The organism is Micromonospora saelicesensis, assembly GCF_900091575.1.
Taxonomy (GTDB): domain Bacteria; phylum Actinomycetota; class Actinomycetes; order Mycobacteriales; family Micromonosporaceae; genus Micromonospora; species Micromonospora saelicesensis.
Genome location: NZ_FMCR01000007.1, coordinates 337571 through 360931, shown reverse-complemented (window position 1 = coordinate 360931; position 23361 = coordinate 337571). Strand labels below are relative to the sequence as shown.

Here is a 23361-nt window from a genome sequence, read left to right as displayed (position 1 = left end):
AGGCGGGAGCGGCGTCGGTGGGCGTTGGGGGCCCCGTGCTCGCTGCGTCAGCCAGCTCCAACGCAGCGGTTTTGCCTGCGGCTCTCATCTCGGAATGGGGCGCAGCTCATCATCCTTGGTCTGCTGGTCCTCGGATAGCGTCCCGGCCCCGGCGGATCCTCTGGATTCTGCGACTGGTCCGCAGCTCTACGGCAGCAGCGCAGGTGGGGACCCGACGATTGTCAGTCCCCACCTTCATCGCCGTGTTCGGAGAATTAGGCGATGCTGCCGGGGTCAGCGCCCGGTGGACACGATGTTTGAGGATTGCCCGTTCTGCTCGTCGCGCTTCAGGCGCTTCGCAGTCTGCTTTTCCTTGATGGTCTTACCCTTTTTCTTGACGTTCGCCTTGCTCGTCGAGTCCTTGGACATGATCGAACCTCCTGGAGCAGGTCGGTGAACGTGCAGCGTGGTACTCGCCTGATCGCGGCGTGCAGGTGACGGAAGACTCGCGGCGGGCGCGAAGTCCTTCACTGCACGCCGACCCTACGCTGTTCCAGCTCTTGCCGACGTTGGGAAGCGCATCGCCGATCGTGGGGCAACAGGTCGTGCTGCCCGGAGGCTTCACATAAGGCTGTCGCGGGGTCGAGTCCCTCGTGCTGGTGGTCTACGCGCTCGGACGCCGACGAGGGTGAGGAGTCGGTCCATCTCGGCCACGGGCAGCGTAGCGGCAGCGGGGACATCCTGAAGCTGGTCTCGCAGCGTGTGGCCCGCACGACCTGAGCCGTCTTGACAACCGTGACGCCTCTCGGTCCCCGGGCCCGCGGCTCAGCCGATCGCGTCGAAACAGTGCGACCTCACTCATTCTCGACCAGGAACTGCTCCTCGACCAGGTCGACCTCACCCAGTCGTGGGCCGAGGTCGCGGTCATCGCCTGGCTCGGAGCCACCAACCCGCCGGGCCTGTTGCTGCAGAACCAGAACGGGATCACCGTCGACCAGATGTCGTCGACCATGTCGTCGCCGGTCTCCACCGGCCTCCCGCCGCAGTACGCCGCCGCGGCGCTCGCCGGCTTCTCCTACCAGTTCGCACAGGACGACTCGGACTTCCTCGGGATCGGCGCCGGGGTGGGGGCCGCCCCGAACCCGTACACGTCGACCCCCGGCGTGTCGGTGGTCGGATCCGGCATCTGGACCGGCGACTCGGCCTTCTCCGGCATTGTCGACGCCGCCCTCATCGCGGCGAACGGGGACGGTCTCGGTCTCGGGTACCTGCCCAACCCGGCGTGGGGCACGAACGTCGTCAACCAGTTGCAGGGCCTCACGGCGCGCCGGTGGGCGGGGCGGCCTTCCTCATCCAGTCCAACTTCAACCTGCCGCTCGTAGCCGTGGTCACAGGCCGCCTGACGTCGGATCGGCATCCTGGCGACCACCCGCTACTGGTACGCGTGTCAGTGGATGGTCGCATCGATGCCTTGCCTCCCTTGACACGCTGCGCGTCGCTAAGTTGACGGCGTCCGTGATTGCGTCGATCTCTGCGCGGATGTCGCCAGATGGCAGAGGAGGGTCAACCATGCGCATCTGCGTCGCCTGTCGAGTGGACCAGCGCACCGTTGTTCGTATCGGCAGTTGGGGCGTGCCGCACGGTACTCCCGGTCACCAGGTCAACTACCGCTGGAGCAGCCTGTTCGCCTGTCCTCAGTGTGCGACCGGGCTTCTCGTGCACTTCGATCATGACTGTTTCCACCAGCCCTGGGAGGAGCCGTGGGACATACATTGGTCGTGGCCGGTCGCCGTTGATGGGGTCCAGCAACTAAACGTGCTCTTGCCCGGTGTCCGAAGCCGCTGCAGCCGTCGTGCGAGTGCCCTGTGCACCGGTCGTTGCGGGACAGCATCGAGAGAACGCCGTCACGTGAGGTTCCGCTGACGGTTGCGCTGACCGAGGAAGGGCTGCCACGGATTCGGTCAGCAGACGTGCCATAAGGCCAGCGGGACGCGGTGGCAGGGCCAGCGGGGGCCGAGGCACCGTCGGCGGGTCGCGGTCCGTGGGTGGTTGCGGAAGGCTATCCCGCCCGTCATAGACCCGGGCAAGCCGAGCAGACCACCACCCGGTCCGCCAGCGTCCGTACGAGCCGTCAAGGTCCGCTTGACGTGGCGGGCCGGCCGGCGGTCCCTCCCCAGGAGGGCGGGTCGATGGCAGACGGGATGGCGAGTTCGACAGCGTCTGCTGCGCCGCCTGCTATCCGGCGGTGGCGGCCGGTGTCTACCGGTCGGCCCTTGCACGAGCGATCAGGGGAGATCCATGGTCGGGCAGGACGACGATGAACTGCCACGGTCCGTGCTCGACCCTGGCAAGCCCGACGGATCCGTTGACGCTAAGCGCCGCGATCAGGGCGGGGCTGCCTTCGACGATCCGGTCCAGCTGAGCGTAGTGCTTGGCCAAGCTGACGGCGGGGCCGTTGATCCACAGCTTGATCTCGGCACCTTGGCGCAGAGCGTCGAGCAGGTCCTCGCGCATCGGTCCCGCCGCAGCCGCCAGAAGCCGGTCGTGCAAGCGTTCCTGTTCGCAGGGCCGGGTCGGCGCGGCGGCCGCCTGCTGCCGGCAGATCGGGCACGCCGAGGCGTCCTCACGGTCGAAAAGGTGTCGGTACAACTCAATCTGGTCCTCGACGAGGCCGCACAGGGTTTCCTCGTCGCCCCAAGCGTGCTGCAGACCGGGTGTGAGCGGGTGGATCGCAGCGCCGAACTGGGCCGGAACCCGTGCTGTGGCGAACGACCAGCCTTCTTGATCATCAGACGTCACGGCGCGAGGTTACCGACCTAAGGCTTGAGGTGCTGCGCCTCTGCCGCCAGCACCCATGGCCAGCCGCAAGCAAAGAGCCTCCCGGCAGTGGCGGGGCACAGGGGGCACAAGATGACGTGAAACGTCGTCAAGCAGCGATCAACGCTGGCAACCCGGAATGCCGTGTGAGCAGGTGTTGAGCGTCGTCTCCGCTTGTGGCGGAGTAGTGGCTCCGAGTTCCGCTTCAACGTCTGTCGTAGGCGGTTGGGTGACCAACTGGGTGACGACCACCGCAGGTAAGGACGGACGAGGGTGAATGCTGGCGGACGTTCGGGCCGCCGCTCTCGCAGCTTATCGACGGCTGATCGTTCCTTCGGGGACGAAGAGTTACTTCTCTTCTCGTGTAGCCCGTGGCCGACAGAGGAACCGCGCCAGGCCGTGGGGGCACACTTGGAACGTGCAGAGGTTTCTGGGCGATGGTTGGTCGATCGAGCTTTCTGATACCTGGACGCGGGGTTCCGCCAAAGACGGCGTCACGACGTGGCGCGCAGCCGGCCGTACAATGCGGGTCGGGCCAGGAGGTTCATGGCGGTGCGCCAATGGGGCCGACATCATCGCCTCGCTCGATGCCGAGCTACCGCCGAACCCAACAGGCAAGGTGGGTGAGGGTGGCCGAGACGGGGTCGGTCATCGTGCCGCCTGGCTCTACCGCCAAGACGGCGACGTCAAGTTCACCCTCTACGGCTTCAACTTCATCGACGGAACATACCTGGAAACGACCTTCATCAGCGCGGACACGGCCGACCTCACATGGGCCTTCGACGCCTGGCGTTCGGTGACTCGATCCGACGGTTAGCGATTAAACGACATGCCGGGCAGGTGACTAACTGAATGACGATCGGTGCGGACGCCAGTGGACAAGCCCGGACGACAGCAGACCGCGCTCCTAGATCAAAAGCCAAAGAGGTCCCCGCAGCAGCGCGGTTGTCAAGCGTTGCCACCCGGCCCCAGCAGCAAACTGACCTGAGCCAGCATGTCTGACGACATGGCCCCAGGGCGGCGGAACGCGTACCTGGTCTCGCTGATCCGCCCGGCCGAGGTGAGAGTCCAGTGCTGCGGACCCCAGCAGCCCTGCTCCTCAAGGAGTATCCGAGCCAGCGCCCCCGCCTCTCCAGCGGCGCCGCAGGCGGTCAACATCGCAGCGAGGACGTCGTCCGCGTCCAGGGGGAGGTCCGCGTCACTCATGATCGGCAACAACAGAAGGAAGGTCTGAGGGTCAAGGCGCGGGGCCGACCCGGCTTCGGCCGCCTTATGCGCGATGGCGAGCAACTCTGGCCAGCACAGCCCAGGTCCCCTGAAGCAACCTTCGACCCTTGCCAAGGGAACGGTCGCCTTCCAGTCAGGATGGTGCAGCAGATAGTCGTACCCTCCTTCCCCGGGAAGGTTGCGGTACAAGACATGAAGCACGTGCCCTGCCGAGAGCGGGACTGACAGCGTTGGCCACTGGTGCTCAGCGCTGACGCGTTCGAAAAACTGCAACAGGTCGGCCTTGCTGACTCCGAATCCCGCACACAGGGGCTCTTCGACGCCGTTGGTGCATTGCAACAAGTGGCTCGCCCAGAACAGCGGCTCGTCTATCAGGTACGCCCCATCGACCAAGGGGTCGTCCTCATAGCCTGGAATCATGGGCATCGGCCGATTCTGGCAGAGATCGCTGGCCCCAGCCTGACCCCCCGATGACGCCAACGGCTGCCACTAGATGAACGCTGGCCACGAGCTAGCCGGGAGACGAGGCCGGTGCCGGCGGATGCGACGCTCCTGTGGATCAGATGGCGGCGGCGTGCCAGCTAGGTGCCAATGGTGGTGCGTATAGGGCGCGGAGTGGTAGGGCGCGACTGGGTGGGGCCTACGGCTACGAGTGGTGCCGAAGGTTGAGAAGCCAGTACTGGACGTACCCTCTGCCGCCGTCCGAGCGCTTGACGTCAGCCACCTCGGTACGTCCGTGGCAAGTGTCAGGTGCGCCCCGGGTCAGCCGACCATTACGGCGAAGACCGACGACACCGGCAGCGGCCCGGCACACCGGGAGTCGTTCGACCGGGCGCGGCTGTCGCCCATCAGGAAGACGGAGTCGGCCGGCACGGTAACCGCGGCGAACCGCCGCGGGCCGCAGAAGTCTGCGTTCGGCGGCTCGTCGAGCGACGCGTCCTCAGCCACATACGGCTCGGCCAGCGGCTTACCGTCGACCGTCACCTTGCCCGAGGTATCGCAGCAGGCGATGGTTTCGCCGCCAACCGCGACGACGCGTTTGAGTAGCGGCACCTTGCGGTCACCCCAGAGGTCGCCGGGGGAACGAATCAGGACGACATCGCCGCGTCGTGCCTCGTACATCCCGGTTACTGTCCGTGCGGTGACGACCTGGCCGGCCCTGACCGTCGGCTCCATACTGACGCCGCCCTGGGTGAACTGTTCGGTGGCTCCCGTCTCTGTCGCATTATCGTCGCCGCACCCGGCAACAGCCATGAGGAGAAGGAGCACTATCAGTTTGCGCATCCGGCGGATCCTGCCAGAAGAGGCTGTGCCGTGCGGTCCGTCGGACGCGGCGCTACCCGGCACTGCACAGGCGAGGCTCCTGGTCGCGGCGCGAGGTCCCCTGTGAGAGGCCGGGTAGGGCCCAGGAGTCGCCACCCATCCCGACAGGGCATAGTGTCCTGCGGTGTCATCGGGCGATGTCCCCTGCCCGTGGAGAGGGTGGTATTAAGTGACGACACGCTTACGTGCTCGATGGGCCCGAGTGGCCGCATTGATCGCGCTGGCCGGGGGGACGCTCGCGGTGTCCGCGACACCCGTGGCGGGCGCCCCGGCGCCCATCAGCATCCTGAGCGTGTCAGCGGAGAACGTGAAGCCCGGCGACAAGGTTCGCGTTCAGTTCCGCGTCACGAACAACGGGAGCAAGGCCGAAACGGCCATCGTGGTGGTCAGTGGCGGCCTGCAATGCACCACCGGCTGCCGGGTGGAGCCGAACCTCAAATCCGGCCAGAGCCAGGACTTTCAGGCCACCGTCGTCGCGCCCCAGGTGAGCGCGGGCGAGATCTCCGGTCGCAACATCTCGGTCGCCGTACGGCTCGGCGGGCAGAACAGCTTCGACTACAAGATGGTCTACGTTTTCGGCCCGGGCACGTCGCTACCCGGCGGGGGCGCGCCGCAACCCGGTGCGGACAAGTCGTCGTCCGAGGTGGAGGGGGTGTCTGGCCAGGTCCGTGACACCAGCGGCAAGGGGATCGGCGGCGTGGCCCTGACCGTCCGGGACAGCGCCGGGCACGAATACCGTACGACGAGCGACCGGAGCGGCCGGTTCTCGATCAAGTCGGGTGCCGGTAAGACGATCGCCAAGGGCCGGATCACGATCGTCGCAGCCCTGGACGGCTATCGCACCACCCGCACGACCGTACAGGGCCCCGCCGGTGACATCGCGAGCGTGCGGCTGACCTTGGCCGCCGTGGCCGCGCCCGCCACAACCCCGCCCTCGCCCACCGCAACGGCGGCCGCTGACGGGGCTCCCGAGCCGGAGATCGGCGTAGTCGCGGCGGCACCCCCCGCTCTCGAACCGGTCAGCAACGAGGGCAGCGGTTCCCTGCCGTACATCCTGGGCGGCCTGCTGGTCGCCGCCGGCCTGGGCACACTGGCCCTGATGGTGAACCGCCGCCGGAACACGCCGGACAAGCGGGCTCCGCACGCGGCGACTCAGCTGGCGGTGCCGGCCGGAGCGGGCATGAGCGACACGCCGACCATGGTGCTGCACACGAGGCCGTCGGCCGACGGGTTTCCCGGCCCGTACGGCGGGCCGCCGCAGGGCGGCGTCCAGCAGTTCAGCCACGACCCATATGGCGGGCCGCCCTCTAACTGAGTGGCTACGCCTCAGCGTCGAATATCCGGTGCATGGCGGTTGCGCCACCCTAGGTGCACCGGCCCGCGAGGTGAAGAACCGGCGGTTCTCCAAAGGGCGAACCCATTGCGGTACGGGAAGATGGAGCCTTCGCCGTTGACGCGTTTGCCGGACATCAGGCTGCTTCCTGACGATCGATCTGAGTCTGGATGTACTCATCGATCCACCCGGCAGGATGGGGCGGTACTTGCCGTCCTTGACCGAGCGCAGTTCCCCGGGGGCAATCTTCATCTTCACCTTGGACAAGCGGTAACCGAGGATCGCGGCCACCTCGGCCGGGGAGTGCCGCTTGGGCACGATGGGGGCGGTCAACAGATCCACGGATCGCTACCCGATGGCGGTCACCTGCCCAGCCGCGTCAGGTCCGGCAGGGACCGAAAGCCCTCGTCACCGTTTGCGCATGAAGGCGTAGACGATCTTGTTGGAGGCGAATTCCGAGACGTTGACGAGGTCCCAGCCGAACTGGCCGAGGACTTCGGCGGCGGCAACCGCCTCGCTGACCTTGTCGCCGCCGAGGCCGTGATGGGAGACCACGGCCAGTAGGCGATAGGGGTACGTACGAAGATCGGCTTGGCCCTGCAGGACCGCCCGGGCGGTGACCATGCGGGTCCGGGTGATGTGCTCCGGGGTCTCTGCGGCGGTCATACCCGGCACCATAGTGGCTCGTCGCTCGGGCAGTCTGCCAGCTTCCCAGCCGGTATGTTCGAGACGCCGAGATCGCCGATTCTCCTGCCGGCGCGGCGAGGAACGTCACGGTCAGAGTGACCTGGTTGGCCAGATGGCGGGCGAGGCCGCCGGTGGAGAAGTCCGGCAGTGGCTGGGCGGGGAACCATTGCTCGGCCAGTATCGGATTGCGCAGCAGGGCCATGGCGGTCTCGGCGGCGGCCCGTCAAGGCGGGCTGATCTTCAGCTGAGCGGGATAGCACCGATTAGGCGTGTCCCACGTCGGGCATCGGTCCGTGGCCGTCCACCGACACGAACCCCTTGCCCACGGCGGGTGAGTCGCGACGGGCAGGCGCACCCTGTTTGCTGGTGACTGCTCGTCCACGATGGTGGGGGAGCGGATGGCCGGACTTCTGCCGATCAGACGATTTTGAGATGCCGTGGTGACCGCATGAAACGCCGAACGGCGGCCCGCTGAATCAGTCGGGCCGCCGTTCGCAGAGTGTGGATCAGAGCGGGCGGATGTTCTCCGCCTGCGGGCCCTTCTGGCCCTGGGTGACGTCGAACTCCACCTTCTGATTCTCGTCGAGGCTGCGGAAGCCGCTCGCCGAGATCGCGGAGAAGTGGGCGAAGACGTCGGCGCCGCCGTCGTCCGGGCTGATGAAGCCGAAGCCCTTGTCGGCGTTGAACCACTTCACGGTACCTGTAGTCATGTCTGCTCCTCGCAGGCTGTTAGAGACCGCACTGTGCGGACCCTTACGCCGCCGCGTTGATCACCCGCGTCGAAACGACACGAAAAACGAAAAAGCGCCTGGATGGTTTCAGATACCCCATCAGGCGCTGGAAAACGTCTACGGAAATCAAAACTGCAACTCGGCTACCGTAGCACATGATCCCTCGTCGATCCGGTGGAGGTGAGTCGGCCTGGTCAACTGTCTGCTTCCCTGGCCACAACCGTGAAGCGAACGTCGACCAGGCCGTCGTCGCCGCGACCACCTCTGTGGCCGGTTCGCGCTCGCCTTGGCCGCCATGCACGGTGCGCGCGACAGTCAGACCCCAGCGTTGCGCCTTGATGACGTCGACCTCGACAACCGGAGCATCGTCGTCGCCGCCTGGGCCCGGCCGCTGGACGACCTCACCTGCCAACTCCTGCGCCAGTGGCTGGATTTCCGGAACCGTCGCTGGACAGGCACCGCGAATCCATGCCTCCTGGTCAACCAGCAGGGCCGCGCGGGGGTCGGCCCCAAGCACTCCTGGACCACGAACGCGCTCCGCAGCCACACCGCGGGAAACACCAAGATCCCGACAGGATCAGGCTCAGGGCAGCGCAGTGAGGAGTTCTGCTGGCGGAGTGCGGAGTTGGGTGTCCTTGCTGGGCGGTGTGCCGAACATGCGGCGGTATTCACGGCTGAACTGGGAGGGGCTGTCGTAGCCGACGCTCATCACAGCCTGGTCGGGGTGGGTGACGGGAGCAAGGCTGCGACGTCGTAGCCGAGCGTTCCGGCACCCAGGGTGGGCAGGGAGCTCGTCGTCATGTGAAAGGCCGGTCACTGTCTCTGCTCGGAGTCAGGGCGTGTCGGGTCCGGTCCCCGGTCCAGGCCGCTTCGAGGATCGCGGTCAGGCTGGCGGTGTCGGTCGGGCCCGGATGGTTCTGGATCAAACGGGTGACGCCACTGGCCATCTCCGCGAAGCGGGGGAGGTCGGCGCGTGCCACGCCGATGTCCGCCAAGGTGCGAGGGATGCCGATGTCGGCGAGGAGTCCGTCGAGCCAGGAGAGGAACGTGTCTGCGGCCTCGGCGTCCGAGGCGTCGGTCACGTCGAGCCCGCACACCCTGGCGAGGATGGCCAACCGGTCGCCGATGGCATCCCTGGCCGCGTCCAGCGCGTAGGGCAGTAGCAGCCCGACGCCCAGGCCGTGCGGCGTGTGCGTGGCTGCGCCGATGGGGTACTGGAGAGCGTGCGGGGCCGCGTTGCCCGCATGGGAGAAGGCGAGCCCGGCGAGCATGGACCCGTAGGACATGTCCGCGCGCGAGTCCGTGTCGCCTCCGTCCGTGACAGCACGGCGCAAGCTACGGGCGATCCGTTCCGCGGCCCGGAGCGCGTAGTGGTCGGTGATCGGGTTGCGGCCGAGGAACACCTGCTCCACCGGGTCGCGCGGTCCGTGGGCCCGGGGTCGCGCGGTGTAGCTCTCCACGGCGTGACAGAACGCGTCGATGCCGGAGTGGGCGGTGACGGTCGCCGGGCAGGTGTAGGTGAGTTCGGGGTCGACGATGGCGAAGTCGGGCACGATGTGGACACTGGAAACCCCCACCTTCAGCTCGCGGTCCGGGTCGGTCAACACCGAGACGGGTGTGAGCTCGGAGCCGGTGCCTGACGTGGTCGGGACCGCGACGAGAGGAATCGTCGGCCCCGGCACCTTCGACTCGCCGTAGTAGTCGCGTGGCGTCCCACCGTGGCGCCGGATGACGCCGACGATTTTGGCGAGGTCGATCACCGTGCCACCCCCGATGGCGAGGATCACGTCCGCGTCCACCTCGGCGGCGGCCGAGACGGCCACTGCGACATCGGAGAGTGGTACGTCTGGAGTCGCGTCGGAGAACACCTGGACGACAGTGACCTTCTCCCGTACGGCCGCCACGATCTCGGCCACGCCCGGCTGCCTCAGAAGAACCTGGTCGGTCACGATGAGGACTCGCGACCCGCTCTCGGCCACCACTCGTGGGATGTTCTGCGCGACCCCTTCGCCCACTATCAGCTGGCGTGGTCCGCGGACGGTCTCAAGCATGTCAGTGCCTCTCCGGAACGTCGGCGGCGATGTGCTGGGCGGACGTCCAGGTCATCTGCGAGACCGGGACGGCGTCGGCAAGGCTGGCCGCCCGGGTGGCGCAGGCGCGCGCGCCGGGCGCCCGGAGCAGCGGGCCGGTCACGGGAGGTCGATCGCCACGTAGGTGAGGTCGAGGTACTCGAGGATGCCCTCGTGCGACCCCTCCTTGCCGATCCCGGACTGCTTCACGCCTCCGAACGGAGCTGACGGGTCCGATATCAGACCACGGTTGATGCCGAGCATCCCCGTATCCAGCCCCTCGGCGAACCGGAGCGCCCGCTGGAGGTCACGGGTGAAGACGTATCCGGCCAGGCCATGCTCGGTGTCGTTGGCCTTCGCCATCACCTCGTCGTCGGACGTGAACGAGATGATCGGCGCCACCGGGCCGAAGATCTCCGCCTTCAGCATCCGCGCATCGTCGGGCACGTCGACGAGGACCGTGGGCGGGTAGAAGTGGCCCGGCCCGTCCGGACGCTCGCCGCCCACCAGGACCCGGGCGCCGCGATCGACCGCGTCGGCGACGAGCTCGTCAATCTTGGTCACCGAGGCCTCGTCGATCAACGCCCCGACCTTCACGCCGTCGTCGAGACCATGGCCCATCGAAAGCGCGCCCATCCGCTCGGCGAAGCGCGCGGCGAACTCCTCGCGCACCGGCTCCTCGACGTAGATCCGGTTGGCCGCGATGCAGGACTCCCCGATGTTGCGCATCTTGGCCACCATGGCACCGTCGAGCGCGACGTCCAGGTCAGCGTCGGCACACACGATCAAGGCCGCGTTGCCGCCCAGTTCCATGGAGGTGCGCAGCACGTTGTCCGCCGCCTGCCGGAGCAGTACGCGCCCGACCTCGGTCGACCCGGTGAACGAAAGCTTGCGGGTCCTACCGTCGGCCAGCAGCGCCGAGACCACCTCGCCGGAACGCTTGGTGGTCACCACGTTGACGACGCCCGGGGGAACCCCGACCTCCTCCATGATGCGGGCCAGGAACAGCATGGTGAGTGGCGTCTGGCCTGCTGGCTTGGTGATCGTCGTGCACCCCGCAGCCAGCGCAGGAGCGATCTTGCGGGCACCCATGGCCAACGGAAAGTTCCAGGGCGTCACGAAGACGCACGGTCCGACCGGCTTCGGCACGGTGAGGATCCGATATCCACCCGCGGGAGCGATGCTGTAGCGCCCCTCGACGCGCACCGCCTCCTCGGCGAACCAACGGAAGAACTCGGCGCCGTAGGCCACCTCTCCCCGAGCCTCGGCGAGCGGCTTGCCCATCTCGAGCGTTATCAGCCGGGCGACCTCCTCGGATCGCTCGGTCAGTGCCCGGTACGTCGCGGTCAACAACTCCGACCGTTTGCGCGGCGGGGTCGCCGCCCACTCCGCCATCGCCGTGCTGGCCGCATCCAGGGCGGCGAGCCCGTCGACGACGTCGGCGTCCGCCACCTCGGCGATGGTCTTGCCGGTGGCCGGGTCCTCGACGGCAAAGGTGGCTCCGCTTGCGGCGTCGCGCCAGGCGTCGCCGATCCGCAGCCGCCGATGCTCGGGGGCCAGCACGTTCATCGGGTCACTCATCGCGTCGCCTCCTGTGATCTTCTTCGTGATGTCCGGCGTGCCTCAGCGATCGCGCTGTGCGTGTAGACGGACGGGTCACACCCCTCGTCGGGGGCGAGGTTGCCGAGCGGGTCGAAGTTGGCCTCGGCCCGGTTTGCGGGGCGACGCTCCGCCTTCTCGGGCCACGGTCGTCTCCGCGCCGTCAGGCCGGGCGCGCTGGTGACGGTCCGAGGCTCGGTTGCCACGTGCGGGCGCATGTTGCCGTCGCCGCCGGCGCAATTACCGCCCAGCCTCGGACAGCGACAGCCCGGTGTCCGCATCGAACAGGTGCGCACGGTCCAGGTCGACAGTGACGAGCAGCCGCTCTCCCGGCGTACCGGTGACGGTCGGTCGTGCCTTGACCTTGACGATCTCCGTCCCCACTCGGACGTCGACCACCGTCCGGTCACCGAGCGGCTCAAGCCCGTAGAGCTCTCCGGACAACGACGCGTTCCCACGCTGCTCGACGGACAGGTCCTCCGCGCGCAGGCCCAGCAACAACGGACGACCGTCCTCGGCCGTGGTCCAGCGGGGCCGCGGCAGCGTCCAGCCTTCCGCACCGACCAGACGATCTCCCTCGGCGCGGCAGGCGAGCAGGCTGATCGGCGGGCTTCCGACGAATCCCGCGACCCACTGGTTGGCTGGACGCTCGTACACCTCGGTCGGCGTTCCGACCTGTTGCACCTTGCCCTCCTTGAGGACGGCGACCTGGTCGGCCATGGACAGGGCCTCGACCTGGTCGTTGGTCACGTAGACGAAGGTCGCTCCGATGCTCCGGTGGATGCGGGTGAGCTCGGTGCGCATCTCGACGCGGAGCTTGAGGTCGAGGTTCGTCAGGGGCTCGTCCATGAGAAACGCGCGTGGGCGGCGGACCAGCGCCCGGGCCAGGGCGACACGCTGCATCTCACCGCCCGACAACTGCGCGGGACGACGCTGCAGCAGACGTTCGATGTGTAGCAGGCTCGACATCTGCTCGACGGCAGCGGCGATCTCACTCGAGGAACAGCGGCGTGCCCGCAGCGGCGAGGCGATGTTCTCGTACACCGTGTGTCGGGGGTAGAGGGCGTAGCTCTGGAAGACCATGGCCAGGTCACGTGCGGCCGGGGCGTCACCGGTCGCGTCCCTGCCGTCCAGATGTACCGACCCGGCGTCAAGCTTCTCCAGGCCGGCGATCGCTCGTAGGGTTGTCGTCTTGCCTGCCCCGGAGGGCCCGAGCACGACGAAGAACGAGCCGTCCGGCACGTCCAGCGTCACCCCGTCCAGGGCCTGGACCTTGCCGAAGGACTTGCGCAGCCCGTGCGCTGCCAGGGTTCCCATCAGGCCACCAGCTCTTCCGTGCTCACGTCGTAGACCGCCGGGGTCCCGCCGGTGTGCCGCAGCCCGACCGTTGCGTCAGCGGCGAAACGGACAGTCGGTGGCATCCGAACCCGGACGTCGCGCTCGCCGCCGTGGTCGACCACGTAGATGATTTCGTCGCCCAGCCACTCCGCCGAGACCACGCGGGCCGGGACCGAACGTTCCGCCCCTGGTGCGGTGACCTCCAGCGCTTCCGGCCGGACGCCTGCGATCAGGGAACCGTCGCGCGGCAGGCCTGGCGGTGGCGTGAGGACCAGTCCGCCCTTACCGCGCAGCTCCCCGTCGGCCACCTCCACCTCGATCAGGTTCATCGGCGGAGAGCCGATGAATGCGGCGCAGAAGAGACTCGCCGGACGGTCGTAGACCTCCAGCGGTGTGCCGATCTGCTCGACGCGGCCCTTGTTGAGGATGGCGATTCGGTGACCGAGCGACATCGCCTCGACCTGGTCGTGGGTGACGTAGACCATCGTCGCCCCCAGCTCTCCCTGCAGGTGCTTGATTTCCGTGCGCATGTCCGCCCTCAGCTCCGCGTCCAGATTGGTGAGAGGTTCGTCCATGAGGAAGGCGCGCGGTCGTCGCACCAGGGCGCGAGCGAGCGCGACGCGCTGCTGCTCCCCGCCGGACAGTTGGCGCGGTCGCCGGTCCAGGAGCGGACCAAGCCGCATCAGCCGGGCGGCCTCGTTGACCCGCTCGTGCACCTCCGGCTTGGGCAGTCCCTCGGCCCGCAGCGGGAACGCCAGGTTGTCGCGGGTCTTCAGATGCGGGTAGAGGGCGTAGAACTGGAACACCATGGCGATGTCGCGCTCGGCGGGTGGCAGGTCGTTGACCAGTGTGTCGCCGATGCGGATGTCGCCGGCCGTCTGCCTCTCCAGGCCGGCTATGGCCCGCAGCGTGGTCGTCTTGCCGCAACCCGAGGGGCCGAGCATCACGAACAGCTCGCCGTGGCCGATGGACAGGTCCACGTGTTCAACTGCGACTGTCCCGTCCGGGTAGCGCTTGTGCAGGGCGGTCACCTCGATGCCGGCCATCAGCGTCGCACCGCCCCGAGCGTCACGCCGGCGATGAGGTGCTTGCGCACCAGGTACGCGAAGACGAGCACCGGTAGGGCGAACACCACGGAGGCGGCCGCCACGAGACCCCAGTCCGTAGTGGTGCCGCCGATGAGGCCCGCGATGGCGGGTGGGGCCGTCCGGACGCTGTCGCTGGAGGTGAGGAAGGTGGCGAACACGAACTCGTTCCACGAGAAGATGAGCGCGAAGACCGCCGTCGCGGCGATGCCGGGCACGAGCAGGGGAAGGGTGTATCGCCAGAACGCCTGCAGACGGGTGTAGCCGTCGAGCATGGCGGCATCCTCGTACTCCGCGGGCACCTCGTCGACGAACCCCTTCATCATCCAGATCGTGAACGGGACGTTGAACGCGGTGTAGATGAGGATCAGGCCGAGCTTGTTGTCGATGAGTCCGACCTGGCGGTACATGAGGAAGATCGGGATCACGACCACCACGGGCGGCATGAAGCGGGTGGACAGGATGAAGAACAGTTGGTCCTTCTTGGCCTTCACGGCGAAGCGTGAGTAGGCCCAGGCCGCCGGGACTCCCAACACGGTGGCCAGCACCGTGGAGGCTCCGGCGACCACGACGGAGTTGAGGAAGGAGACGGACAAGGCCGAGCGCCCGCCGTCTGGGGCGACGAACACGTCCTTGTAATGCTCCAGAGTGACAGTGAAGTCGAAGAGCTTGGCCGGGATGGCGTAGACGTCCCGGTTTTCCTTGATGGACGTCTCGATCATCCAGAGCACCGGAAAGAGCATCACGACGGCCAGCACGGTCAGCAGCGCGACCTCCAGCACGGAGCGGCCCCGGCCGCCGAAGCGGCGCGCGGGAGGCGTGTGATCGCGGGCAGGACCTGTGGACACGGCCTCGTCGACGGAGACGGCCATCAGCCCTCCTTGAGCTTGTTCAAGTAACGCAGGTAGAACTGCGTGAGGACGATGACGACGAGGACCATGAGGATCCCGTACGCCGAGGCGGTTCCGGTGTTGAAGCCAAGAAACGCGACCTTGTAGATGTGGAACGACAACGTCTCGGTGGAGACACCCGGGCCTCCGTTGGTCAGGATGTAGACGAGGTCGAACAGCCGGAATGCCTCGATGGCCCTGAACATCACGGCAATGAGAAGCAGTGGCCACACCAACGGAAGAGTGATGGTGCGGAACCGGAACCACTCGGACGCCCGGTCGATCGAAGCGGCCTCGTAGAGGTACTTGGGAACCGCGGTAAGGCCCGCAAGCGCGATGAGCATGATGAACGGTGTCCACTGCCAGGTGTCGACCACGATCAGGGAAAGCAGTGCTGTTCGCTGCCGGGTGAGCCACTCCACCTGCCCCAGGCCGATCGAGCCGAGCATGCTGTTGACCACGCCGAATTGCGCGTCGAGCATGAACCGCCAGAACAGCCCGACCACGACCGGCGACAGCATCATCGGGACCAGGAACAGGGTGGTCAGCACTCCTCGCCCATGCGTGCGCCGTGAGATCAGGTAGGCGATGCCGAATCCGAGCACGGTCTGCAGGCCGACCGCGCCGACCACGTAGATCAACGTCGTCAAGGCTCTCGTGTGGACCTGCGCCGACGTCAGGATGGCGGTGTAGTTCCCGAACCCGATGAAATTGGCGGGCCCCCCGCGGGTGGCCGAGTAGTCGGTGAAAGACAGGTACAACGCCCACAGCAACGGGAACACCGACATGGCGAGCAACAGCAGCATCGCGGGGGAGATGAAGGTGACGGCGAGCCAGCGGTCGCTCAACCGGCGGGACCGACCCGGTGCAGGTGGCGTCGTCGACGCCACCTGCCCGGGGTGATCGGTCGTCAGAGGGACGGGCTCACTCACAGTCCGCCGCCGCCCTTGCGGCTGCTCGAGTCGAGCACGCTCTGCTGCTCCTTGGCGATGTCGTCGAGCGCATCCTTCGGCTTCTTCGCGCCGTTGAGAGCCGCGTTCACGTTGGTGTTCTCGATGTCGACGAGGCGCGCGTACTCGGGCACGTTCCACATGTCGCGCATCCGTGGAACCGAGTCGGTGTACACCTGGTTGAAGGGCCCGGCATTGAGGAACTCGGGCGACTCCAGGGCGTCCGTACGCGATGGCACGCCACCGGCCGCGGCCCACTTCTTCTGGACGTCAGCCCGCTCGAACCACTTCATGAAGTTCAGGGCCTCGGTCTGGTTCGCCGTGGCGGAGTAGGCCGACACGTGCATCCCCATACCGCCGAGAGGGACCAGGTTCGTCTTCTGGCTCGGCAGGGTGGCAAAGCCCAGCTTGTCGAGAATCTGCTCCCGGGTGGTGCCGAGCGTCGACTGCTTCGGATCGAGCAGGCCGCCGCTCGCGGCGATCCAGTTGAACGCGATGCAGGCCTTGCCCTGGGCGACAGCCGCGTTCACCTCGTCGATGAACCAGTTGCCGGAGCCCTTGGCGGTCAGCGGCTTCATCTTGTTGACCAGGACGTCCATCGCCTCCTGGCCCGCGGCGTCGTTGATGACGCCATCGATCTTGCGCGTCTTGGAATCCCAGAGGTTGCCGCCGTAGACGCCGTTGACCGTGTTGTAGGTGACGGCCGCGGCGTCGGAGCCGTTGGCCTGGTGGAAAGCCAGCCCGCTGACGCCGGGGTTGTCCGCCTGGCACTTCTCGGCGGCTGCGATCATCTGGTCCCAGGTCTGCGGCGGCTTGTCGCCGATCAGGTCCTTGCGATAGATCATCGTCCAGGTGTCGCCGAGCAGTGGCAGGCCGTACAGGCTGGCGTTCTCGTCGCGCTTGCCGGTCTCCGCCTGGGGGAACTGGCCGTACGCCGCCAGGAGGTACGGGTTGTACGCCGCGACGTCGATGTTTTCCTTGACGAAGTCGGTGAGGTCGAGGATGTTGCCGTTCGTCACGGCCTCGCCGATGTGTTGCGAGTCCAGGATCGCGATGTCGAAGTCGGTCTTGCGCGCCGCGAACTGGGTGAACATCGCGTCGTGCCAGTTCGCGTTCGGCACAGTGTTGACCTTGATGGTCGCGTTCGGCCGTTCCTTCTTGTACTCCGCGTTCGCGAAGGCTTCCAGTGCCTTGGCGGGCGGCCAGTCGAACCAGATGAAGCTGAGGGTCAGCGGGTCCTTGGTGAGCTCTGGGATGGTCGCCGGCGCCTTGGGGGCGCTCGCCTTCTCGCCGTCGTCCTTGCCATCGCCGCAAGCCGTCACGGTCGTGGCCACCAGCAGCATGGCCGCTGTCGCCAGCCGCACCTTTCGGCCGGGAGCGGACATTCTTCCTATTCGCTTCGGAGAGCGCATTTTTATGCCTGCTTTCTGGGTGGGGACTTCTAGAACCTCGCTATGTGCTTCGCCGAGCAGTTGCTGGGTTGTTCAGGCGTGTTGCCGGGCCGTCGCGGGGGCCGACCCGCGGACCGGCGTCACGAGTGCGCCGCGATGTACCGGGTCTTCATGTTGTCGAAAGGTCCGTCGGCCCATCTGCGGCCCGGTGACGGACCGAGCAGGACGTCGAACATGCCGAGGGGAGCTTCAGGTGATCGAACTGGAGCGATGGCGGGCAGCGCCGCCATGGGTGCAGGATGGCGACCATTCGCCACCTTTCCTATACGATCCCGGTGGGGGCGTCAGCATCCCGCAGCGTTGCGATCGATGTCAACAGCTTCCCGAAGGCGCAAGGAAGGACCTCACGTCACGATGGACGACGAAGCGATGATCGCGCGGGGCCGCAGGGCCGTGACGGGCGGAACGCCACCGGGAAGATCTGGCGGCCGGCTTGCCGACGAGGTGTACGACACGCTGCTCGGACAGCTGATGTCGCTACGGATCGAGCCTGGCTCGCGCGTCACGATCGACGTCCTGGCGCGGGAGCTGGGGGTCTCGCAGACGCCGATCCGAGACGCTCTGAACCGCATGGAGGCCGAGGGCCTCGTCGTGCGTGTGCCCCATGCCGGCTACCGCATTCCTCCCCAGATCACCCGTCACCGATTTGAGGACATGCTCGAGGTCCGCCTGCTCCTCGAGCCGGCGGCGGCGCGCAGATCCGCAGAACGCGCTTCCTTGGAGCAGGTGGCCGGTCTGCGACGCATGCTGGAGGAGATGGCGGAACTGGAGGGGGGCAACGGGCCAACGGCCTACGGCGCCTTCGGCCTACGCGACGCCGCTTTCCACGATCTCGTCGCCCTGAGCGCGGAGAACCAGGTCATCCGTGAAGCGCTCGCTCGCCTGCACAGCCACGTGCACCTCTTCCGGCTTCACCACGACACCCAGGTCACTCACCTGGCCATGGCCGAGCATGAGGACATTGTGGCGGCGATCGCCGCGCGTGACCCGGACGCCGCCGCCTACGCGATGCGTCGGCACATCCTGCGATCCGGCGAGCGTTTCCGACGACTGTTCGACGAGATCGAGGGCGCGGACGGAATGGCGGTAGAGGCTTGACGGGCACGCTGGGCCCAGGAATGCTGACTCAATCCTGATCGGATCGGATTGGATCCACCTCACCCGCCCCCAGATGCGAGGAGAAGCAGGTGCCCAGAGCGCTGCTCCTGACCGGCGACGCCGCCGAGGAGCTCGACACGATGTATCCCTACTACCGCGTGCAGGAGGGCGGTTGGGACGTCGACGTCTCGTCACGGACGATGCGCGACGTGCAACTGGTCATCCACGAGTTCGACCCCAACTCCGACGCCTACGTGGAGAAGAACGGCCGCAAGCTGCCGGTCGACGTGCCCTGGGCCGAGGTCGACGTCGAGCGCTATGACGCCCTCATCATCCCCGGGGGACGTGCCCCCGAGTGGATCCGGGTCGACGCCGACGTCAGGCGTATCACCGAGCACTTCTTCGCGCGCAACCTCCCCATCGCGCTGGTGTGCCACGGCGCGCAGGTGCCAGCCGTGTACGGGCTGTTGAAGGGTCGGAAGACAGCCTGCTTCCCCCCGATCACCGGTGACATGGAGAACGCGGGCGCGACGGTCATCGACGCTCCCGACGTCGTGGACGGCAACCTCGTCTCCTGCCGGGGGTGGCCCGACATGCCGCAATTCGGCAGGGCGATGATGGAACTCTTCTCGAAGTCTGTCGACCCCGCATCGGCATGAGCACACCTGGCCTGCCCCGGTGACGGCACTTCGGACCGTCACAGTCGACGGTTCCCCCGTCCACGTCCTGGAGAGCGGCACGGGGCCTGCGGTGCTGATGCTGCACGGCTCCGGACCCGGCACGACCGGGTCCGGCGCCTGGGCAACGACGGCGCAGGCGCTGGACGCGTCCTGGCGCCTGGTGGCTCCGGACCAGGCGGGGTTCGGCCGTACACCCATCCCGGCGGGCTCCCGGGGTGGGCTCCGGCTGTGGACGGAGCAGGCCGCGGGCCTGATGGATGCTCTCGGTATCAAGCACTACGCCGTGGTGGGTCACTCCATGGGCGGTGCCGTGGCGCTGGCGTTGGCGGCCGCACGCCCCCAGCAGGTCACCCGTGTCGTGGCGGTCTCGACGATGGGCGCCCCCGGGGCGCCGCTGTCCGCCGACCTCGACGCGGTCTGGGCCGCCCCCGCCGGCCCGATCGGGGCACGAGACATGCTGAGTCGCCTCGTCCTCGACCAAGCGCTCGTGACCGATTCGGCCGTCGGGGCCCGTGCAGCCGCCATGCGAGCGGGGGAGGCCGTATTCGCGTCGTTGTTCCCGCCACCCAGGGCACGATGGGTCGACGAGCTCACCCTCTCGGCGCAAACCCTGGCAGCGGTACGCGCGCCCGTGCTGCTCGTACACGGTGCCGAGGACCGGGTCACCCCGCTCGAGACGACAGCCCAGCCGCTGCTCGACCACCTGGCCGACGTCCGTCTGCACGTGTTCGGCCGATGCGGGCACGTGCCGTCGATCGAGCACCCGCAGGAGTTCAGGCAACTGCTGTCGTGCTTCCTCCGCCCGGACCGAGGTCACTGACTGCTGCGGCAGGCTGCACGACCTCAGGGCCGAGTGCTCTTGAGCGCCAGGACGACGACTGTGCGGAGTCACGGCAGGTCATGAGAGCGAACCCGTGCCCCGCCGACCTGAGGTCGACGGGGCACGGTTGGTGCAGGGAGTGGATCAGGCGACGAAGCGGGTCTTGCGGCGGCGGGCCACCACGAAGCCCACAGCGCCGGCGGCGAGCAGTACGCCACCGATGCCGGCGGTCAGGCCGGCCTTGGCACCGGTGATTGGCAGCGAGCCATCGGTGTCCCCGCCTCCCTGGCCGTCATCCCCGCCGGGATTCTCGCTCCCGCCGTCGGCGCTCGCGATGATGGTGATCGTCGCGCTGTCGTTGGCGGGGTTGAGGTCCACGCCTGTGTCGAAGGTCAGCCGCACCTGGGCGGCCCGGGTGCCGGCCTCGTCGAGGCGCAGCTCGAACTCGTACTCGATCTTCTCGCCCTGCGCCAGACGTTTGTGCTCGCCGCAGCGGTACTTCTTGGCGCCGGGCTTTCCAGGCACCCAGTCGCCGTAGCTCGAGCAGGTCATCGGAACGCGTACGGCCGTGACGCCACTCGGCAGCGAGAGCTCGGTACGGGCCCGGAGATCCTTGGCTCCGTCAACGTCGACGGCCGCTGGGCCGTTGTTGACGTAGCCGACCTTCAACGGCACCGTGGCGCCGACCTTTCCGGTCGCGGTCGCCGGCGTCCCGAGCGCCGCCACCTCAGCCCCCTGGTCACCGCTGACCTGGAGTCTCATCACCGTAGTGCCGTTCTGGTTGTTGACGTCTGTCTGCCGCGACCTGCTTTGCGGGCCAACCGGCTCAAGCCTCAGCTCCCCCTCGGTGCCCTGCTGCCCAAGTCGCGTTGGGTTGAAGGACTGGGACTCCTCCCAGTCTGCCGGCGTGTACCAGTGCGCCACGCCGGTGTGCCCGTTCGGGGCCGGATCGTCGGTCGGCACTGTGAAACCGAAGCTGGAGTCCAGCCGTGCGGCGCCGCCCGGCTCGATGGTGTTGGGGAACCGGCAGGCGAAGGCGTGGCGGAAGGCATCGGCGGGGCTGTACTCGCAGTTCTTGTACCGCTTCGACGGGCCGAAACCGTAGCCGCCTTCGAAGTACAGCACCACGTCGTGGACGGCCTTCTCGCCCCGATTCGCCACCGTGAGCGGGACGTTGAGCGTGCCGCCGAGGACGCCTGTCAGCTGGAGGCCCTGCTCGATGGCGGCGAGATCCACGCCCTCACCGATGCTGACGGTCGATTGGTAGGTGGTCGAACCGCCCTCGGCATCGGTGACGGTGAACTTGAGTTCACCCTGCTGGTCGGGGGTGGCACTGTCCTTCGCCCGCACGACCAGGTTGACCATGGTGATGTACGTGTAGTAGTCGTTTTCCTCTGCCACCACCTTGCAGGTGAGGATCGCACCAGACTCGGTGCAGGGGTTACTGTCGGCGTTCTCCACGTCGGCGAAGCCAGCGACCTTGCTGCGGTCAACCTTGACGGTGTATTCGCCCCACTCCATGGTGCTGGTGCGGGTGCGGGCAAAGAGGTTCGATCCTTTCGCAGGGCCGCCGGGAGCGACAACCACATCCTTGGCGTAGAAATCGAGGTCCTCGGCGGCAGGGGCGGCGAAGGCGGGGATGGCGGAGGCGGCGAGGAGCACGCCTACGACGCCGAACCCGGCAAGCCAGCGCCGGGCGAGTTGCTTGGGCATTACCGGGTTCCTCCGTGGGGTTGATCAGTGGAGCCCGTGGAGCTTATGAGGCCGTTAGGGCTGGTGCCGCCCCACTCGAGCGCCAGCGGCGGATCTTGGCCGAACGGAGGGCAGCATCGCCGTAAGGTCGGGTGCCGCACCAGGGCGATGGTCATTTTTCTGATCCTCCGGGGTCGAGCCCCTAGCATGGCGTCATGACCGTAGATCTGTTCGCGGGCATCCCCGTTCGCGACTACGCCGCCGCGGCGGCCTGGTACGAGCGACTCCTCGGCGCCCCGCCGTCGTTCCTACCGAACGACAGCGAGGCGGTGTGGGAGCTCGCCGAGCATCGATACGTGTTCATCGAGGTGCGGCCCGACCATGCCGGGCACGCCATGCACACCGTCTTCGTCAGCGACTTCGACGCCCGCATCGCCCAGATCGCCGAGCGCGGCCTGGAGCCGGCCGGGCGCGAGACCTACGACAACGGCGTCCGCAAGGCCACCTTCCGCGACCCGGACGGCAACGAGATCGGCTTCGGCGGCGGGCCGGTCTGACGGAGGCCGGCGACCCGGCCGTGCCGGCAGGCCACCACGACCGGGCGTCGAGTGCTCACTGCCGTCCTGGTCGCTGCCGCGACCGAGCGACCCCAGCTGCACCGGACGGAGGGCGCCATCGTTGCCGGACAGGGTCCGCCACCACGTATCTCGGCCCCGCGAAGGCCCTGCCAAATGGTTGAAGGGCAATGGCGTTCGTACGATTCCAGTGCCGGGACGACTTCGCTACAGTGCCGGTCATGGTGCGCAATGGCTAGCGTCAGAGGCAGCTTTGAGTATCCCGATGGGCTGATTCCAGGAACGTCCAAAGCGGGTGGACTTCACCAGAATCTGTACAACAGCGCCGGGAAGCTCGTCGACCACGGCACGTTCATCCCGGACGGTGACGGCACGGGGTCGGCAGGGCCGGGGAGAGCGTCTTCGGAGTTCAAGGATCTGGTCAGGACGCTGGCCCTGGAAGCCGCCACGAGGGCTGCCAAGGCCGCCGCGCCGCATGTCGAGAGATGGTTGGTGCAGCAGGCGCTGCCGGCTGCGAAGACCGCGCTGACCCAGCAGGCCGTCCCAGCAGTGAAGTCGACATGGAATAACCAGGCGCTCCCCGCCATGCGGTCGACGTGGAACTTTGTGTCAGGGAAACGAGCCTCTCGCGGTGCCATTGCCGCCGAGTCGGCACCGGAGTCGGGTCCGATCCGGGTTACGGCGACTGTGGGCGGGGAACCGTCGCCAGAACTGGTTGCGGCGCTTGAGAGCTTCAGTGCCGGGGCCAGCGAGGCGGAGGCGAGGGAACGCTTTGTCGCGGCGATGATGGCGCAACTGCTCACCGAGGACGGTCGACTGTTCAACGAGGTGCAGGCGAGGGTACTGCTCAACGTCGGGGCCGAGGAGCTGAACATGGAGAGCGCGCTCGGCCCGGAGCAGGTGAGCGAAAGCATCAAACGGATGCTGGAGGAGGATCCGGCATTGATCGATGAGCTGGTACGGGCTCTCGGGCCGCGCCAGATCGAGGGGTGAGCCACGCACTCCGCTTCGGCGATG

24 protein-coding genes and 1 pseudogene are annotated in these 23361 nt (G+C 67.5%); 8 read left to right on the top strand and 17 right to left on the bottom strand.

Translation table 11 applies throughout. The features are described 5' to 3' along the window. Window positions 1-273 precede the first annotated feature (273 nt). Entirely contained in the window at window positions 274-510 is a 237-nt protein-coding gene (locus GA0070561_RS33320) for a hypothetical protein (protein ID WP_141710476.1), read from the bottom strand. A gap of 467 nt (window positions 511-977) precedes the next feature. On the opposite strand from GA0070561_RS33320, the gene GA0070561_RS28065 reads away from it, so the two are divergent. Beyond that, complete coding sequence (locus GA0070561_RS28065; protein ID WP_141710475.1) at window positions 978-1361, top strand: hypothetical protein; 384 nt, start codon at window positions 978-980, stop codon at window positions 1359-1361. A gap of 877 nt (window positions 1362-2238) precedes the next feature. On the opposite strand, the gene GA0070561_RS28060 is transcribed toward GA0070561_RS28065, so the two are convergent. Further along, complete coding sequence (locus tag GA0070561_RS28060; protein WP_091407139.1) at window positions 2239-2778, bottom strand: hypothetical protein; 540 nt, start codon at window positions 2776-2778, stop codon at window positions 2239-2241. Window positions 2779-3214: 436 nt separating this feature from the next. Here GA0070561_RS28060 and GA0070561_RS33315 point away from each other — a divergent pair, with 436 nt between their 5' ends. Next, a complete protein-coding gene (locus GA0070561_RS33315; RefSeq protein ID WP_141710474.1) occupies window positions 3215-3613 on the top strand; it encodes a hypothetical protein in 399 nt (132 codons plus the stop codon). Between the two features lie 131 nt (window positions 3614-3744). Here GA0070561_RS33315 and GA0070561_RS28050 read toward each other — a convergent pair whose 3' ends face one another. Together GA0070561_RS28050 and lepB are read right to left on the bottom strand one after the other, a co-directional pair. Continuing rightward, on the bottom strand, window positions 3745-4449 hold the full coding sequence (locus GA0070561_RS28050) for a hypothetical protein (protein ID WP_141710473.1): 705 nt from the start codon (window positions 4447-4449) through the stop codon (window positions 3745-3747). 336 nt (window positions 4450-4785) lie between these two features. Beyond that, window positions 4786-5307, bottom strand: a complete 522-nt coding sequence (gene lepB / locus GA0070561_RS28045; protein ID WP_091407131.1) for a signal peptidase I — start codon at window positions 5305-5307, stop codon at window positions 4786-4788. A gap of 241 nt (window positions 5308-5548) precedes the next feature. Here lepB and GA0070561_RS28040 point away from each other — a divergent pair, with 241 nt between their 5' ends. Continuing rightward, entirely contained in the window at window positions 5549-6661 is a 1113-nt protein-coding gene (locus tag GA0070561_RS28040) for a carboxypeptidase-like regulatory domain-containing protein (protein ID WP_244166466.1), read from the top strand. Between the two features lie 154 nt (window positions 6662-6815). Here the strand turns inward: GA0070561_RS28040 and GA0070561_RS34640 are convergent. The 12 genes and pseudogenes from GA0070561_RS34640 to GA0070561_RS27985 all read right to left on the bottom strand — a co-directional run bounded on the left by GA0070561_RS34640 (window position 6816) and on the right by GA0070561_RS27985 (window position 17371). Beyond that, window positions 6816-7012 (bottom strand): annotated as a pseudogene (locus tag GA0070561_RS34640) (excisionase family DNA-binding protein). A 75-nt stretch (window positions 7013-7087) separates the two neighbouring features. After that, window positions 7088-7345, bottom strand: a complete 258-nt coding sequence (locus tag GA0070561_RS28030; RefSeq protein ID WP_091407126.1) for a transcriptional regulator — start codon at window positions 7343-7345, stop codon at window positions 7088-7090. Window positions 7346-7872: 527 nt separating this feature from the next. Next, window positions 7873-8076 carry a transcription antiterminator/RNA stability regulator CspE gene (gene cspE, locus GA0070561_RS28025; protein ID WP_043326981.1) on the bottom strand — a complete coding sequence of 68 codons (204 nt, stop codon included), beginning with the start codon at window positions 8074-8076 and terminating at the stop codon, window positions 7873-7875. A gap of 43 nt (window positions 8077-8119) precedes the next feature. Beyond that, on the bottom strand, window positions 8120-8614 hold the full coding sequence (locus tag GA0070561_RS33310) for a hypothetical protein (protein ID WP_141710472.1): 495 nt from the start codon (window positions 8612-8614) through the stop codon (window positions 8120-8122). A 280-nt stretch (window positions 8615-8894) separates the two neighbouring features. Then, window positions 8895-10148, bottom strand: coding sequence for an iron-containing alcohol dehydrogenase (locus tag GA0070561_RS28015; protein WP_091407122.1), 1254 nt, complete (start codon window positions 10146-10148; stop codon window positions 8895-8897). A gap of 1 nt (window position 10149) precedes the next feature. After that, window positions 10150-10290, bottom strand: a complete 141-nt coding sequence (locus GA0070561_RS33795) for a hypothetical protein (protein ID WP_167362507.1) — start codon at window positions 10288-10290, stop codon at window positions 10150-10152. Then, window positions 10287-11747 (bottom strand): NAD-dependent succinate-semialdehyde dehydrogenase, encoded by a 1461-nt coding sequence (locus GA0070561_RS28010; protein WP_091407119.1) that lies wholly within the window; start codon window positions 11745-11747, stop codon window positions 10287-10289. The genes GA0070561_RS33795 and GA0070561_RS28010 overlap by 4 nt, the downstream gene beginning before the upstream one ends. Window positions 11748-12005: 258 nt before the next feature. Further along, window positions 12006-13082 carry an ABC transporter ATP-binding protein gene (locus GA0070561_RS28005; RefSeq protein WP_091407116.1) on the bottom strand — a complete coding sequence of 359 codons (1077 nt, stop codon included), beginning with the start codon at window positions 13080-13082 and terminating at the stop codon, window positions 12006-12008. Next, on the bottom strand, window positions 13082-14149 hold the full coding sequence (locus tag GA0070561_RS28000) for an ABC transporter ATP-binding protein (RefSeq protein ID WP_091407113.1): 1068 nt from the start codon (window positions 14147-14149) through the stop codon (window positions 13082-13084). Before GA0070561_RS28000 ends, GA0070561_RS28005 begins: the two co-directional genes overlap by 1 nt. Further along, entirely contained in the window at window positions 14149-15060 is a 912-nt protein-coding gene (locus GA0070561_RS27995) for a carbohydrate ABC transporter permease (protein WP_091407109.1), read from the bottom strand. Before GA0070561_RS27995 ends, GA0070561_RS28000 begins: the two co-directional genes overlap by 1 nt. After that, window positions 15060-15968 (bottom strand): carbohydrate ABC transporter permease, encoded by a 909-nt coding sequence (locus GA0070561_RS27990; RefSeq protein ID WP_244166465.1) that lies wholly within the window; start codon window positions 15966-15968, stop codon window positions 15060-15062. Before GA0070561_RS27990 ends, GA0070561_RS27995 begins: the two co-directional genes overlap by 1 nt. A gap of 38 nt (window positions 15969-16006) precedes the next feature. Continuing rightward, on the bottom strand, window positions 16007-17371 hold the full coding sequence (locus GA0070561_RS27985) for an extracellular solute-binding protein (protein WP_244166464.1): 1365 nt from the start codon (window positions 17369-17371) through the stop codon (window positions 16007-16009). A gap of 462 nt (window positions 17372-17833) precedes the next feature. On the opposite strand from GA0070561_RS27985, the gene GA0070561_RS27980 reads away from it, so the two are divergent. From GA0070561_RS27980 to GA0070561_RS27970, 3 genes are all read left to right on the top strand, one after another. Further along, window positions 17834-18577, top strand: coding sequence for a GntR family transcriptional regulator (locus GA0070561_RS27980; protein ID WP_091407101.1), 744 nt, complete (start codon window positions 17834-17836; stop codon window positions 18575-18577). Window positions 18578-18666: 89 nt separating this feature from the next. Further along, window positions 18667-19236 carry a DJ-1/PfpI family protein gene (locus GA0070561_RS27975; RefSeq protein WP_091407098.1) on the top strand — a complete coding sequence of 190 codons (570 nt, stop codon included), beginning with the start codon at window positions 18667-18669 and terminating at the stop codon, window positions 19234-19236. Window positions 19237-19255: 19 nt separating this feature from the next. Then, complete coding sequence (locus GA0070561_RS27970) at window positions 19256-20077, top strand: alpha/beta fold hydrolase (protein ID WP_091407095.1); 822 nt, start codon at window positions 19256-19258, stop codon at window positions 20075-20077. Window positions 20078-20221: 144 nt separating this feature from the next. Here the strand turns inward: GA0070561_RS27970 and GA0070561_RS27965 are convergent, their stop codons facing one another. Then, a complete protein-coding gene (locus tag GA0070561_RS27965) occupies window positions 20222-21790 on the bottom strand; it encodes an LPXTG cell wall anchor domain-containing protein (RefSeq protein WP_091407092.1) in 1569 nt (522 codons plus the stop codon). 194 nt (window positions 21791-21984) lie between these two features. Between GA0070561_RS27965 and GA0070561_RS27960 the strand changes: the two genes are divergently transcribed. Together GA0070561_RS27960 and GA0070561_RS27955 are read left to right on the top strand one after the other, a co-directional pair. Beyond that, entirely contained in the window at window positions 21985-22326 is a 342-nt protein-coding gene (locus GA0070561_RS27960; RefSeq protein WP_091407090.1) for a VOC family protein, read from the top strand. Between the two features lie 249 nt (window positions 22327-22575). Next, window positions 22576-23337 carry a hypothetical protein gene (locus GA0070561_RS27955; protein WP_091407087.1) on the top strand — a complete coding sequence of 254 codons (762 nt, stop codon included), beginning with the start codon at window positions 22576-22578 and terminating at the stop codon, window positions 23335-23337. The last annotated feature ends 24 nt before the right edge of the window (window positions 23338-23361 follow it).